General features: G+C 71.7%; 14 protein-coding genes. 4 read left to right on the forward strand and 10 right to left on the reverse strand.

The features are described from left to right. The first annotated feature begins 189 nt into the window (after nucleotides 1-189). Both ACWD1Z_RS08355 and ACWD1Z_RS08360 read left to right on the forward strand, forming a co-directional pair. Complete coding sequence (locus ACWD1Z_RS08355) at nucleotides 190-1239, forward strand: LacI family DNA-binding transcriptional regulator (RefSeq protein ID WP_451117136.1); 1050 nt, start codon at nucleotides 190-192, stop codon at nucleotides 1237-1239. Nucleotides 1240-1246: 7 nt separating this feature from the next. After that, nucleotides 1247-2038 carry a hypothetical protein gene (locus tag ACWD1Z_RS08360; protein WP_451116651.1) on the forward strand — a complete coding sequence of 264 codons (792 nt, stop codon included), beginning with the start codon at nucleotides 1247-1249 and terminating at the stop codon, nucleotides 2036-2038. Here ACWD1Z_RS08360 and ACWD1Z_RS08365 read toward each other — a convergent pair. After that, on the reverse strand, nucleotides 1984-3534 hold the full coding sequence (locus ACWD1Z_RS08365) for a protein kinase domain-containing protein (protein WP_451116653.1): 1551 nt from the start codon (nucleotides 3532-3534) through the stop codon (nucleotides 1984-1986). The two genes, ACWD1Z_RS08360 and ACWD1Z_RS08365, sit on opposite strands and share 55 nt — an antisense overlap. Nucleotides 3535-3612: 78 nt before the next feature. Beyond that, on the reverse strand, nucleotides 3613-4911 hold the full coding sequence (locus tag ACWD1Z_RS08370; RefSeq protein WP_451116655.1) for a DUF6986 family protein: 1299 nt from the start codon (nucleotides 4909-4911) through the stop codon (nucleotides 3613-3615). A 202-nt stretch (nucleotides 4912-5113) separates the two neighbouring features. Between ACWD1Z_RS08370 and ACWD1Z_RS08375 the strand changes: the two genes are divergently transcribed. Beyond that, on the forward strand, nucleotides 5114-6019 hold the full coding sequence (locus tag ACWD1Z_RS08375; RefSeq protein ID WP_451116656.1) for an endonuclease/exonuclease/phosphatase family protein: 906 nt from the start codon (nucleotides 5114-5116) through the stop codon (nucleotides 6017-6019). A 62-nt stretch (nucleotides 6020-6081) separates the two neighbouring features. Here the strand turns inward: ACWD1Z_RS08375 and ACWD1Z_RS08380 are convergent, their stop codons facing one another. The 4 genes from ACWD1Z_RS08380 to ACWD1Z_RS08395 form a co-directional block, all read right to left on the reverse strand. Continuing rightward, on the reverse strand, nucleotides 6082-7044 hold the full coding sequence (locus ACWD1Z_RS08380) for an electron transfer flavoprotein subunit alpha/FixB family protein (RefSeq protein WP_451116658.1): 963 nt from the start codon (nucleotides 7042-7044) through the stop codon (nucleotides 6082-6084). A gap of 53 nt (nucleotides 7045-7097) precedes the next feature. Continuing rightward, the gene (locus ACWD1Z_RS08385) at nucleotides 7098-7886 is read right to left on the reverse strand and encodes an electron transfer flavoprotein subunit beta/FixA family protein (protein WP_451116660.1); all 789 of its coding nucleotides are present in this window, start codon (nucleotides 7884-7886) and stop codon (nucleotides 7098-7100) included. Between the two features lie 219 nt (nucleotides 7887-8105). Further along, nucleotides 8106-8615 carry a flavin reductase family protein gene (locus ACWD1Z_RS08390; RefSeq protein WP_451116662.1) on the reverse strand — a complete coding sequence of 170 codons (510 nt, stop codon included), beginning with the start codon at nucleotides 8613-8615 and terminating at the stop codon, nucleotides 8106-8108. Between the two features lie 114 nt (nucleotides 8616-8729). Further along, the gene (locus ACWD1Z_RS08395) at nucleotides 8730-9095 is read right to left on the reverse strand and encodes a thioredoxin family protein (protein ID WP_451116664.1); all 366 of its coding nucleotides are present in this window, start codon (nucleotides 9093-9095) and stop codon (nucleotides 8730-8732) included. Nucleotides 9096-9279: 184 nt separating this feature from the next. On the opposite strand from ACWD1Z_RS08395, the gene ACWD1Z_RS08400 reads away from it, so the two are divergent. Next, nucleotides 9280-10008 carry a lysophospholipid acyltransferase family protein gene (locus tag ACWD1Z_RS08400; protein WP_451116665.1) on the forward strand — a complete coding sequence of 243 codons (729 nt, stop codon included), beginning with the start codon at nucleotides 9280-9282 and terminating at the stop codon, nucleotides 10006-10008. A 42-nt stretch (nucleotides 10009-10050) separates the two neighbouring features. Here the strand turns inward: ACWD1Z_RS08400 and ACWD1Z_RS08405 are convergent, their stop codons facing one another. The 4 genes from ACWD1Z_RS08405 to ACWD1Z_RS08420 form a co-directional block, all read right to left on the reverse strand. Continuing rightward, a complete protein-coding gene (locus ACWD1Z_RS08405) occupies nucleotides 10051-10749 on the reverse strand; it encodes a B3/B4 domain-containing protein (RefSeq protein WP_451116667.1) in 699 nt (232 codons plus the stop codon). Between the two features lie 13 nt (nucleotides 10750-10762). Next, nucleotides 10763-11353 carry a transglutaminase-like domain-containing protein gene (locus ACWD1Z_RS08410; protein ID WP_451116669.1) on the reverse strand — a complete coding sequence of 197 codons (591 nt, stop codon included), beginning with the start codon at nucleotides 11351-11353 and terminating at the stop codon, nucleotides 10763-10765. An 86-nt stretch (nucleotides 11354-11439) separates the two neighbouring features. Beyond that, nucleotides 11440-12510: a threonine aldolase family protein gene (locus tag ACWD1Z_RS08415; protein WP_451116671.1), complete on the reverse strand. Its 1071-nt coding sequence runs from the start codon at nucleotides 12508-12510 to the stop codon at nucleotides 11440-11442. Further along, on the reverse strand, nucleotides 12507-13253 hold the full coding sequence (locus tag ACWD1Z_RS08420) for an SDR family NAD(P)-dependent oxidoreductase (protein WP_451116673.1): 747 nt from the start codon (nucleotides 13251-13253) through the stop codon (nucleotides 12507-12509). Before ACWD1Z_RS08420 ends, ACWD1Z_RS08415 begins: the two co-directional genes overlap by 4 nt. Between the last annotated feature and the right edge of the window lie 33 nt (nucleotides 13254-13286).

Here is a 13286-nt window from a genome sequence, read left to right on the forward strand (position 1 = left end):
AGTCAGATCTCCCGGTCAACCAGTGGAAAAGGGCAGGCCGGCCCAGCTGTGGGGCGCGGGCCGGAGAATTGCGGTGGACAGTGTCCCCTGCACCTGACAACGTTGTCCAGGCTCTATGCTCGACGCCACATCCTCATACAAACCATGGATCGCCGCATCCCCATGGACAAACAGGACAGGACCCGCATCGTGCCCGAGACCATCCGCCGCGCCGACCGCACCCCCGGGAACCGTTACGGCAATCGGCCGACGATGAAGGACGTGGCCGCTCGGGCGGGTGTCGGACTGAAGACGGTCTCGCGGGTCGTCAATGGCGAGCCGGGCGTCACACCGGAGACGGAGCGCCGCGTCCAGGAGGCCATCGACGCCCTGGGCTTCCGCCGCAACGACAGTGCCCGGGTGCTGCGCAAGGGCCGTACCGCCAGCATCGGCCTGGTCCTGGAGGATCTCGCGGACCCGTTCTACGGCCCGCTCAGCCGCGCGGTCGAGGAGGTGGCCCGGGCGCACGGCGCGCTGCTGATCAACGGCTCCAGCGCCGAGGACCCGGAGCGTGAGCAGGAGCTGGCACTGGCGCTGTGCGCGCGGCGGGTGGACGGCCTGGTGGTGATCCCGGCCGGGGACGACCACCGCTATCTGGAGCCCGAGATCCGGGCGGGCGTCGCCACGGTGTTCGTGGACCGTCCGGCCGGGAAGATCGACGCCGATGTCGTGCTGTCGGACAACTACGGCGGCGCCCGGGACGGCGTCGCCCATCTGATCGGCCACGGACACCGCCGGATCGGCTTCATCGGTGACATGCCCCGCATCCACACCGCCGCCGAGCGGCTGCGCGGCTACCGGGCGGCCATGGAGGACGCGGCCATACCGGTGAAGGACTCCTGGATGTCCCTGGGCGTCACGGGCCCCGAGCGGGTGCGCAGGGCCGCCGAGGAGATGCTCTCCGGGCCCCGGCCGGTGACCGCGATCTTCGCGGGCAACAACCGGGTGACGGTCACCGTGATCCGGGTCCTGGCCGAGCAGTCCCGCCGGGTGGCGCTGGTCGGCTTCGACGACCTGGAGCTCGCCGATCTGCTCCAGCCGGGCGTCACCGTGGTCGCGCAGGACGCCGCCGCCCTCGGCCGGACCGCCGCCGAGCGCCTGTTCCGCCAGCTGGACGGTACGCTCGTGACACCCGAGCGGATCGAGCTGCCGACCCGGCTGATCACCCGCGGCTCGGGAGAACTGCCCCCGGCGGACTGAGCGAGTCATGGACGCGCGCACCCTTCAGGCACTGGGCCTTTCGATGGCGCCCCGCGACCATCCGCTGCTCTACCCCGGCACCTGGCCCGCGGACTCCGGCCTGCTGGACGGCGACCGGTTCCTGCCCCTGGACCGGCTGACCCACCCGGACCGCACCCCCGTCCTCGCGATCGGCTCCAACGCCTGCCCCGGCCAACTGCGGCACAAGATGGCCGAGTTCGGCATCCTCTCCCCGGTCCCCATGGTCAAGGTCCGCGCCACGGGCGTCGAGATCGGGGTGTCGGCACACGTGAGCCGGCTGGGCTATGTGTCCGCGTCCCCCTTCCACGCGCCGGGCCGCGTACGGGAGTTGTTCGTCCTGTGGCTCGACGCCGACCAGCTCACCGTGATCGACGCCAGCGAGGGCGTACCGCTGCCGTACGGCAACTACCGGCGCGTGTGGCTGTCGTCCTCGGAGGTACGGATCGACCTGGCGGACGGCACGACGCTGCCGGGCGTCTTCTCCTACGTCAATCGCCGCGGCGTGCTGCACAACGGCTCCGGAGCGCCGCGCACCCACCCCGGGCAGCGGGCGCTGATCGGTGAACTGCTGCTGAAGTCGGCCCGGTTGCGGGAGCTGTTCGGCGCGACGCCGGAGGAGTTCTGCGCGCGGGCGCGCGCGGACCGGCGGCTGTGCGAGCGGGGCACGCGGCTGTTCGGACGGGAGAAGCTGGTGACCGTGCACGGTCTGGAGCGGCACATCGGTCAGCAGACGGGCAGTCCGGGCACCGGCCCGTCGTTGTCGCCGCCCCTGACGTAGACGTCACTGACCCAGACGTCCGCGTTGCCGCTGTCGTCGTCGGTCTTCGCCCACCAGACGTTGGTCCACCGGCCGCTGGTCTCGCGGCGGCCCAGGTTCTGCTGGCAGTAGAAGTAGTTGGTGCCCGCGCCGAGGATGCCGACCTCGGTGCCGTCGGCCGTGTAGGACTTCGCGGTGCGCCAGACCTCGCAGTTGTACTTGCCGCCGCCGATGGGGTGACAGGAGGCGGCGGGGGCGGTGGCGTCGCTGTCTCCGGCGGAGGACTTGCTCGGGGTGGGCGTCGGCTCGGTGCTCGGCTCGGACTCGGTGCTGCGGCCCGGTGAGCTGCTCGGGGCCGGGGCCGGGGCCGGGGATTTTCCGTCGGCCTTGCCGGTGGGCGTCGGGGCGGCCGGGGTGACGGTCGGGGCGGGGTGTCCGGCCGCCTCGGGTTCGTCGCCGCCGCTCAGGAGGGCGACGGTGGTGCCGGCCGTGGCGAGGACGAGGAGGACCGCGGCGGCGGTGAGCAGGGCGCGGCGCCTGCCGCCGGAGGGGCGGGCGGCCGTCGTGGTGGGTGCTTCGGCCGAGCCGTGCGGGGCGGGGACCTGGTGGGCTTCCGTCACCGTTCGCACCGGCCCGCGCAGGGTGGTCGTGGGCGTGTCACCGGAGTCGGCCACCGCCTGGAGGAGGTCGCGGGCCTCCTCGGCCTCGGGGCGCCCCTCGGGGCGCTTGTCCAGCAGCCGCTGGAGGACGGGGGCCAGCGGTCCGGCGCGGTGCGGCTCGGGAAGGGGCTCGGTGACGATCGCGGTGAGCGTGGAGAAGGTGGAGGTCCGGCGGAAGGGCGAGGAGCCCTCGACGGCGGCGTACAGGGTGGCGCCGAGGGCCCAGACGTCGGAGGCCGGGCCCGGCCGGGCGCCCTGGGCCCGCTCGGGCGCCAGGTAGTCCAGGGAGCCGACCAGTTCGCCGCTGCGGGTGAGGTGGGTGGCGGAGCCGTCGCCCGGGTCCTCCATGGTGGCTATGCCGAAGTCGGTCAGCAGGACCCGGCCCGAGCGGTCGAGGAGGATGTTGCCCGGCTTGACGTCGCGGTGCAGGACGCCGGCGCGGTGGGCGGCGGCCAGCGCGTCCATGACCTTGGCGCCGATCCCGGCGGCCTCGCGCGCGTCGAGGGTGCCGCGCTCGCGCAGGACGTCGTCCAGGGACGGGCCGTCGACCAGTTCCATGACGATCAGCGGACGCCCGTCGACCTCGGTGACGTCGTGCACGGCCACGACGGCGGGGTGGCGCACCCGGGCCGCGGCGCGTGCCTCGCGCTGCATCCGCAGCCGCAGGCCGTCGAGTTCGGGGCCCGCGGTGTCGGTGTAGGTGCGCAGTTCCTTGACGGCGACCTCGCGCCCGAGGACCTCGTCGCGGGCCCGCCAGACCACCCCCATGCCGCCCCGGCCGAGCTGGGCCAGGACGCGATAACGCCCGGCGAGCAGCCGACCGGCCCCGTCCGTCTGTCCGTGATCCCCCGAAGACACCGCCGCCCCGTTCCTGTGAGTCCTTCGTGCGTGGCGTACAGCCTAGGGGGCGGCGGCGACAGTTCTCCCGCGCCCCGGCTACTGCGCCCCGGAGACGGTCAGGTCACCGCGCCGGGGTGCGGCGAAGCCCTCCAGGTCGGCGCGGGTCAGGCCGGTGAGCCGGGCGACCTCGCCGGTGTCCAGGGCGCCGCAGTCCAGGCCGCGCAGCAGATAGCCGCTGAGGGCCTTGGCGGTGGCGGGCTCGTCCATGACGTCGCCGCCGGTCCGGTTGGCGTAGCGGGTGAGCCGGGCGGCGGCCTGGGCGAAGCCCTCGCGGTAGAAGGCGAAGACGGCCGCGTACCGGGTGGGGATGTGACCGGGGTGCATGTCCCAGCCCTGGTAGTAGGCGCGGGCCAGGGCGCGGCGGGTGAGGCCGTAGTGCAGCCGCCAGGCGTCGTGGACGTTCTCGGTCGTACCGACCGGGAGGACGTTGGTGGAGCCGTCGGAGACGCGGACGCCGGTGCCGGCCGCGGCGACCTGCATGACCGCCTTGGCGTGGTCGGCGGCGGGGTGGTCGCTGGCCTGGTAGGCGGCGGAGACGCCGAGGCAGGCGCTGTAGTCGAAGGTGCCGTAGTGCAGGCCCGTGGCGCGGCCCTCGGCGGCCCGGATCATCCGGGCGACGGCGGCGGTGCCGTCACCGGCCAGGATGGACTGGCTGGTCTCGATCTGGATCTCGAAGCCGAGCCGCCCGGGCGCAAGGCCGCGCGCCTTCTCGAAGGACTCCAGGAGGCGGACCATGGCGGTGACCTGCTCGGGGTAGGTGACCTTGGGCAGGGTCAGCACCAGCCCGTCGGGCAGGCCGCCCGCCTCCATCAGACCGGTGAGGAAGATGTCGAGGGTGCGGATGCCGCGGTCGCGGACGGCGGCCTCCATGCACTTCATGCGGATGCCCATGCAGGGGGCGGCCGTGCCGTTGTCGTACGCCTCCGCGATCAGGCGGGCGGCGCGGGCCGCGTCCTGGTCCTCGTCCGTGCCCTGGTAGCCGTCCTCGAAGTCGACGCGCAGGTCCTCGACGGGCTCGCGCTCCAGCTTGGCCCGCACGCGCGTGTAGACGGGCTCGGCCAGCTCGTCGGCGAGGCCGAGGACGGCGGCGAAGGAGGCGGCGTCGGGGGCGTGTTCGTCGAGGGCGGCGAGGGCCCGGTCGCCCCAGGTGCGGATGGTGTCGGCGGTGAAGACGTCGCCGGGGACGTAGACCGTGTGGACGGGCTGGCGGGTGCCGGGGTCTCCGGGGTAGCGGCGCTCCAGTTCGGCGTCGACCGGGGCGAGGGAGGCGCTGATCTCCTCGCTGACGGCGCCCGCGAGGCTCGTCGCCACCTTCTCCTGCTGGCCCTGACCCATCCCACACCCTCCTGTTTTCCGCTGTACGGAATCAACAATCCGTAGAACGAAGTTATCCGGGCACCATCCGGATGGTCAACACCATGTCCACGGGGAGCCATCCCGCCATATCGTCATGTTCACGCCCACCTCATGACGCTCCCTGACACTCCATGAGCACGCCCGCACGACTCGCCCGGCCGTTCCCACCGAAGGAGCCCCCGTGCCGAAGCACAGCCGAGTCACGCGCCGTCTGGGCCTGAAGGCCGCGCTGGCCGCCGCGGTCACCACGCCCCTCTCCAGTACAGCACTGACCGCCGCTCCCGCCGCGGCGGAGGAGCGCCCGCGGCGCCGGCTGGAGGTCATGTCCTTCAACCTGCGCTTCGCGAGCACCACCGAGCCGCACAGCTGGGCCGTGCGCAGACCGGTGCTGCGCGAGCTGCTGCACCGCGAGGCCCCGCACATCATCGGCACGCAGGAGGGCCTCTTCCCGCAACTGCTCGACATCGACGGCGACCTCGGCCGCCACTACGACTGGATCGGCACCGGCCGCCTGCACGGCAGCGCCGACGAATCCATGGCGGTCTTCTACGACACCCGCCGCGTCCGCCCGGCCGAGTACGACCACTTCTGGCTCTCCGACACCCCGTACGCGATCGGCTCCAACACCTGGGGCGCCGCCTTCCCCCGGATGGTCACCTGGGTGCGCTTTCGCGATCTGCGCGACGGCGACCGGGAGTTCACCGTCATGAACACCCACTTCGACCACCGCGGCCAGAGCGCGCGCGAACGCAGCGCCGCCCTGATCGCCGAGCGGATCAAGGGCCTCGACCCCGCGCTGCCGGTCGTGGTGACCGGCGACTTCAACGTGCCCGCGCAGCGGAGCGTCGTGTACGACACCCTCCTGGGCGCCGGACTCGTCGACACCTGGGACACGGCCGCCGAACGCGGCCCGCGGTACGCCACCTTCCACGGCTACCGGCCGCTGGTCCCGGACGGCGACCGCATCGACTGGATCCTGACCACGCCGGGCGTCACCGCGCACCGGGCGGCCAATAACACCTTCGCCGTGGACGGCCAGTTCCCGAGCGACCATCTGCCCGTGCAGGCCTCGCTGAGCCTGGGCTGAACGCACCGAGGCCCCCACGACCGTCGGCACGGTCGCGGGGGCCTCGTACAGCGCCCGGAGGATCAGCCCTTGCGGGTCTTGACCTCTTCGGTGAGCTGCGGGACGACGTCGAAGAGGTCGCCGACCACGCCGTAGTCGACGAGGTCGAAGATCGGGGCCTCGGCGTCCTTGTTGATCGCCACGATCGTCTTCGAGGTCTGCATACCGGCCCGGTGCTGGATCGCGCCGGAGATGCCGGAGGCGATGTACAGCTGCGGCGAGACCGACTTGCCGGTCTGGCCGACCTGGTTGGTGTGCGGGTACCAGCCGGCGTCGACGGCGGCACGCGAGGCACCGACGGCCGCGCCGAGCGAGTCGGCGAGCGCCTCGATGATCGCGAAGTTCTCCGCGCCGTTCACACCGCGGCCGCCGGAGACCACGATCGCGGCCTCGGTCAGCTCGGGGCGGCCGGTCGACTCACGCGGCGTGCGCCCGGTGACCTTGGTGCCGGTGGCCTGCTCGGAGAAGGTCACCGACAGGGCCTCGACCGCACCGGCGGCCGGGGCGGCCTCCACGGCGGCCGAGTTCGGCTTGACCGTGATGACCGGGGTGCCCTTGGCGACCCGGGACTTGGTGGTGAAGGCGGCGGCGAACACCGACTGGGTGGCCACCGGGCCCTCGTCGCCGGCCTCGATGTCGATGGCGTCGGTGATGATGCCGGAGCCGATGCGCAGCGCCAGACGGGCGGCGACCTCCTTGCCCTCGGCGGAGGAGGGGACCAGCACGGCGGCCGGGGAGACGGCCTCGTAGGCGGCCTGCAGGGCGTCGACCTTCGGTACGACCAGGTAGTCGGCGTACTCGGAGGCGTCGTGGGTGAGGACCTTCACCGCGCCGTGCTCGGCGAGGGCGGCGGCGGTGTCGGCGGCGCCGTTGCCCAGCGCGACGGCGACCGGCTCGCCGATGCGGCGGGCCAGCGTCAGCAGCTCCAGGGTGGGCTTGCGGACGGCGCCGTCCACGTGGTCGACGTAGACGAGAACTTCAGCCATGGGATTGCTCTCCTGCGGAATGCGAAGGCGTAAGGGGCGGTAAGGGGCGGTGCCTAGATGAACTTCTGGCCCGCGAGGAACTCAGCGAGCTGCTTGCCGCCCTCGCCCTCGTCCTTGACGATCGTGCCGGCGGTACGGGCCGGGCGCTCGGCCGCGGAGTCGACCGCGGTCCAGGCGTTCTCCAGACCGACCTCGTCGGCGTCGATCTCCAGGTCGTCCAGCTCCCAGGACTCCACCGGCTTCTTCTTGGCCGCCATGATGCCCTTGAAGGACGGGTATCGCGCCTCGCCCGACTGGTCGGTGACCGACACGACGGCCGGCAGGGAGGCCTCGAGCTGCTCGGAGGCGGCGTCGCCGTCACGGCGGCCCTTGACCGTGCCGTCCTCGACGGAGACCTCGGAGAGCAGGGTGACCTGCGGGACACCGAGACGCTCGGCGAGCAGCGCGGGGACGATACCCATGGTGCCGTCGGTGGAGGCCATACCGGAGATGACCAGGTCGTAGCCGGCCTTCTCGATCGCCTTGGCCAGCACCAGGGAGGTGCCGATGGCGTCGGTGCCGTGCAGGTCGTCGTCCTCGACGTGGATCGCCTTGTCGGCGCCCATCGACAGCGCCTTGCGGAGCGCGTCCTTGGCGTCCTCGGGGCCCACGGTCAGGACGGTGATCTCGACGTCGTCGTCCGAGTTCTCGGAGATCTGCAGCGCCTGCTCGACGGCGTACTCGTCGAGCTCGGAGAGCAGACCGTCCACGTCGTCCCGGTCGACGGTCAGGTCATCGGCGAAGTGCCGGTCGCCAGTGGCGTCGGGCACGTACTTCACAGTGACAACGATCCTCAAGCTCACGCCGGCTCTCCTACTGCGTCGACATTTCTCTGCTGCCTACTTGCAGGCAGCATAGGCGCCTGAAGCGGCCGTTCCCGATCGGGGCGACCTGCGCTCCGACCGAAATATTACTCGTCAGTACACCCAGTTCGTTCCCGCTAAGCAAGCGCTTTGAACTGTGACCTTCGCAACGCAGCGTAATCGGAACTGGACGGTTTCGCAGAACCGTCCGGCAAGCGGTCAGTCGCGCAGGCCGGTGAAGCCTCCCTGGTGGTACAGCAACGGCCGCCCGGGGCCGGTGGGGTCGCCGCGCAGGACGTGCGCGAGCACGATCCGGTGGTCCCCCGCGGGCACGCGCGCGTGGATGCGGCAGACCAGCCAGGCGCGGACGCCGTCGAGGACCGGGACACCTTCGGGGCCCTCGTGCCAGGCGGTGGGCGGGGCGAAGCGGTCGGCGCCGCTGCGGGCGAAGGTGGCGGCCAGCTCGCGCTGGTGCTCCCCGAGCAGATGCACGCCCACGTGCTCGGCCCGCGACAGCGTGGGCCAGCAGGAGGAGCCGGTGCCGATGCCGAAGGAGAGCATCGGGGGCTCGGCCGAGACGGAGGCCAGGGAGGTGGCGGTGAAGCCGACGGGGCCGTGTTCGCCGCGGGCGGTGATCACCGCGACTCCCGCCGCGTGCCGCCGGAAGACGGAGCGCAGCAGGTCGGGCGAGGCGAGCCGGGCGGCGTCGGTATCGGGCGTGGCGGTCATGAACACCTGGGGAGTAGGAGCGCCGGGGACATCCCGTCAGACTGACGATAGGTGGCTCGTACAGTCAAGTGCGTGCGGGCAGGTGGGACATGACTCACTGCCCGGTCCATCCCCTCACACCGCTTCACCCAGGGCGGCGATCACGTCCGCCTTGCGCGGCTGTCCGACGGCGCGCCGCACCACCCGCCCGTCGGCGTCGAGGACCAGCACCGTGGGTGTCTTGCGGATCTCCAGCCGCCGTACGAGCTCCAGCCGGGCCTCGGCGTCGATCTCGACATGGGTGACTCCGGGGACCATGGCGGCCACCTCGCCGAGGACCCGCCGGGTGGCCCGGCAGGGAGCGCAGAAGGCGCTGGAGAACTGCACCAGAGTGGCCCGTTCGCCGAGCCGGCCGCCTACGTCCTGCGGCCCCAGCCGACCGCCTTCGCCCTGCCCCTGCACGCGTGTCCTCCTTGGGTCCTCGTCCGCTCCAGCGCGCACCGGACCGCAAAGATTCCCGGTCACGACTACAACGACGTGACGAGGATCTCTCCGTTCCCCGGCACGAGGGCTGGCTACCGGTGCGTTCTTGGGGCACGATCTGCGAGATGCCGTAAACCTACGGCTGCGTAACTTTCCCGCCGGGAGCCTTTCCCAGGCAGAGAAGGAAGGGTCCACACCGTCCATGGCAGAGCTTGTCTACCGTCCCGTCGTCGGTCTCGCCCTCACATTGTTCAAGGCGTGGGACCTCAAGATCGACTGCAAGGGTTCGGAGAACATCCCGCGCTCGGGCGGCGCCGTGCTGGTGAGCAACCACATCAGCTACCTGGACTTCATCTTCAGCGGCCTGGCCGCCCTGCCCCAGAAGCGCCTGGTGCGCTTCATGGCGAAGGAAGCCGTCTTCCGGCACAAGATCTCCGGCCCGCTGATGCGGGGCATGAAGCACATTCCGGTGGACCGCAAGCAGGGCGAGGCCGCCTACCAGCACGCGCTGGAGTCGCTGCGTTCCGGCGAGATCGTGGGCGTCTTCCCGGAGGCGACGATCTCCCAGTCGTTCGCGCTGAAGAGCTTCAAGTCCGGCGCCGCCCGGCTCGCCCAGGAGGCCGGCGTCCCGCTGATCCCGATGGCCGTGTGGGGGACCCAGCGGCTGTGGACCAAGGGGCACCCGCGCAACTTCAAGCGCAGCCACACCCCGGTCACGATCCGGGTCGGCGAGGCGGTCGAGGCGTCCAAGGACAAGTACGCGGGCGCGATCACCCGCCAGCTGCGCGATCGGGTCCAGGAGCTGCTGGAGGCCGCGCAGCGCGCCTACCCGGTACGCCCCAAGGACGCGGCCGACACCTGGTGGATGCCGGCGCACCTCGGGGGCACCGCGCCCACGCCGGAGCAGATCCGCGAGGCGGAGTCCCGCTAGGCCCTGCCGCTTGATCATCCCGGCGTCGCCGAACGACAGGCCCTAGGCACCGGTTGCGGGGCGTACCTCGATGCGGGCTTCCGGGCTGTACTTCTCCAGCTGTTCGGCGAGTTCGGCGGCTGCCCGCTCGACGTCGGCCACCGGCATCGGCGCCATGCTCTCCAGCAGGAAGACCGCCGAGACGGTCTCCTCGGTGAGGCGGGTGCGCGGCCCCTGGCGCCAGTTCCAGCGGCGGCAGGTCACTCCGGCGTCGTCGCACCACACCACCTCGCCGGCGTCGGGGTGCTCGACGGTCCCGGCGCCGTCGGCGACGGTCACGAAGGGCTCGTCGCCGGTGGCGCGGACCAGCCGCATACCGCCCTGGACGCGGTCGAGGTCCTCGCCCCCGACCGGGATGAGGTGCGCCACGCTGATCGCGTTGTAAAGATCGACGAGCAGGTTGATCCGGGGCAGCCCGGCACCCGACAGGGCCCTCTTGGCCAGCGCCTCCGCCGAGTTGCGGGTACGCGACGGCTTGGCCCCGAACGCCGTGTACACCTCCCGCCAGGCCGCCATGTGCGCATCCTCGTGCGGCGCCCGGCCGTCCAGGCGTACGGCGAGACGGCGGGCCGCGTCGTCGAGGAGGGCCGAACCGGCTTCGGTGCTCGGCCCGTTGACGAGTCCGTGGGCCGTGACGGCGAGGTGGGTGAAGCCGGGGGCGAGGGCGCGCACCTCGTCGGACACGGTCAGGGTGAGGGTCATGGTCGGCCTGGCCTCAGAGTTCGGTCGGGAGCGTCTGCCACAGGTGCGGCCGGTCGGTCGCGCCGCGAAGCGCGCCGATAACGGCCGGGTGCGGTTTAGCGTACAGGACCGGATAGTCCAACTCATTGGACTTCGGGTCGACCGGGAAGGCCAGCCGTTCGCCGTTCAGGGAGAACTGCGCGTCCACTCCCGGCTTGTTGCCGCGGGGGTCCTGGCGGTGCCAGGCGCCGTTGAACCGGACGGCCACCAGGCCGTGCACCACGCTCTCGCCGCCGTCGTTCCCCAGCCGCTGGTAGCACAGCGCCGTCGGGATGTCCTCGGCCCGCAACAGGGCCGCCAGCGCATGGGACTTGGCGTAACAGATGCCGGTGCCCTGCTCCAGTACGTCGGAGGCGCGCCAGGTGACGCGCGGGTCGCCGGAGTCCTGGGAGTGCGGGACGGTGTCGCGCACGAACTCGAACGCCAGACGCGCATAGACATACGAGTCCTCTGCCTGACCGGCGAGCCGCGCGGCCGTCTGCCGCACCCGGGGATGGTCGTGGTCGATGACCTCGTCAGCGGCCAGGTAGGCGGAGAGGTCGGGGGTTTCCTGGATGAGCTCCATGGCCGCAGAGCATAGGAATGCGATCACCCGAGAGTCAATGCTTTTTCGGGTGATCGCATAACTATGCAGAGGCGCGGTGGCGTCGGCTAGCGCGCCATCTCCTCCTTGAGTGCCGCCAGGAAGGCGTCCACGTCGTCCTCGGAGGTGTCGAACGCGCACATCCAGCGCACGACGCCCGCGGCCTCGTCCCAGAAGTAGAACCGGAACCGCCGCTGCAGACGCTCGCTCACGTCGTGCGGCAGCTTCGCGAAGACGCCGTTGGCCTGCACCGGGTAGAGGATCTCCACGCCGTGCACCGCGCGGACGCCCTCGGCGAGCCGCTGCGCCATCTCGTTGGCGTGCCGGGCGTTGCGCAGCCACAGGTCCTTGGCGAGCAGCGCCTCCAACTGCACCGACACGAAGCGCATCTTGGAGGCGAGCTGCATGGACAGTTTGCGCATATGCTTCATGTGGCGGACGGCGTCCTGGTTGATCACCACGACCGCCTCGCCGAACAGGGCGCCGTTCTTGGTGCCGCCCAGGGAGAGGATGTCGACCCCGACGGCGTTGGTGAAGGTCCGCATGGGGACGTTCAGCGAGGCCGCCGCGTTGGCTATCCGGGAGCCGTCGAGGTGCACCTTCATGCCGCGGGCGTGGGCGTGCTCGCAGATGGCGCGGATCTCCTCGGGCGTGTACAGCGTGCCCAGCTCCGTGCTCTGGGTGATCGAGACGACCTGCGGCATCGCCCGGTGCTCGTCCTCCCAGCCCCAGGCCTGCCGGTCGATCAGCTCAGGGGTGAGCTTGCCGTCCGGCGTGGGCACGGTGAGCAGCTTCAGGCCGCCCATCCGCTCGGGGGCGCCGCCCTCGTCGACGTTGATGTGCGCGCTCTCGGCGCAGATCACCGCGCCCCAGCGGTCGGTGACCGCCTGGAGCGCGACGACATTGGCGCCGGTGCCGTTGAAGACCGGGAACGCCTCGGCCGTAGGACCGAAGTGGCTGCGGATGATCCCCTGGAGGTTCTCCGTGTACGCGTCCTCGCCGTAGGCCACCTGGTGGCCGCCGTTGGCCACGGCCAGGGCGGCGAGGACCTCCGGGTGGGTGCCGGCGTAGTTGTCGCTGGCGAAACCGCGGATGTCCGGGTCGTGATGGCGACGCGCATCGGTCTTCGGGGGGTTCACGGCTTCTCGGTGAGCCACAGACGCTGTCCGTTCACTTCCGCGGCGGGCTTCTCCCAGACGCCGGCGATGGCCTCGGCGAGGTCCGTGACGTCCGTGAAGCCCGCGAACTTCGCGTTGGGCCGCTCGGCGCGCATCGCGTCGTGCACCAACGCCTTCACCACCAGGATCGCAGCCGCCGATGTCGGCCCCTGCTCGCCCCCGGCCTTCTTGAAGTAGTCGGCCATGGCCAGCGTCCACGCCTCGGCCGCCGCCTTGCCCGCGGCGTACGCGGCGTTGCCCGCGGTCGGCTTGGTGGCGCCGGCCGCGCTGATCAGGACGTACCGGCCCCGGTCGCTGCGCTGGAGCGCCTCGTGGAAGGCGAGCGAGGTGTGCTGCACGGTGCGGATGAGCAGCAGCTCCAGGAAGTCCCAGTCGTCCAGGCTGGTCTTGGTGAAGGTCTCGCTGCCGCGCCAGCCGCCGACGAGGTGGACCAGGCCGTCGACGCGGCCGAACTCCTTCTCGGTGCGGGCGGCCCAGTCGCGGGTGGAGTGCAGGTCGAGCAGGTCGACGGTCTCGCCGGTCACCGTCGCGCCGCCGGAGGCGTAGCGGGCGGCGTCGACGGCCTCGGCGAGCCGCTCCGGGTCGTTGTCGGCGCCGATGACCGTGGCACCGGCCTCGGCGAGCCGCAGCAGTGCCGCCCGCCCGGCGGGTCCGCCCGCGCCGGCCACCGCGATCACCGCGCCGCTGAGAGCCCCGTTGCCCATGATGTTCCCCTTCACCGCAGTGGTCCGGAGGCC

It is taken from the genome of Streptomyces sp. NPDC002784 (assembly GCF_053592135.1).

What these genes read in the sequence shown, in the direction of transcription:
- ACWD1Z_RS08420 (WP_451116673.1), bottom strand. Translation starts at nt 13,253, where the DNA reads ATGGGCAACGGGGCTCTCAGCGGCGCGGTGATCGCGGTGGCCGGCGCG.
- ACWD1Z_RS08410 (WP_451116669.1), bottom strand. Translation starts at nt 11,353, where the DNA reads ATGGAGCTCATCCAGGAAACCCCCGACCTCTCCGCCTACCTGGCCGCT.
- ACWD1Z_RS08370 (WP_451116655.1), bottom strand. Translation starts at nt 4,911, where the DNA reads ATGGGTCAGGGCCAGCAGGAGAAGGTGGCGACGAGCCTCGCGGGCGCC.
- ACWD1Z_RS08380 (WP_451116658.1), bottom strand. Translation starts at nt 7,044, where the DNA reads ATGGCTGAAGTTCTCGTCTACGTCGACCACGTGGACGGCGCCGTCCGC.
- ACWD1Z_RS08405 (WP_451116667.1), bottom strand. Translation starts at nt 10,749, where the DNA reads ATGACCCTCACCCTGACCGTGTCCGACGAGGTGCGCGCCCTCGCCCCC.
- ACWD1Z_RS08360 (WP_451116651.1), top strand. Translation starts at nt 1,247, where the DNA reads ATGGACGCGCGCACCCTTCAGGCACTGGGCCTTTCGATGGCGCCCCGC.
- ACWD1Z_RS08400 (WP_451116665.1), top strand. Translation starts at nt 9,280, where the DNA reads ATGGCAGAGCTTGTCTACCGTCCCGTCGTCGGTCTCGCCCTCACATTG.
- ACWD1Z_RS08390 (WP_451116662.1), bottom strand. Translation starts at nt 8,615, where the DNA reads ATGACCGCCACGCCCGATACCGACGCCGCCCGGCTCGCCTCGCCCGAC.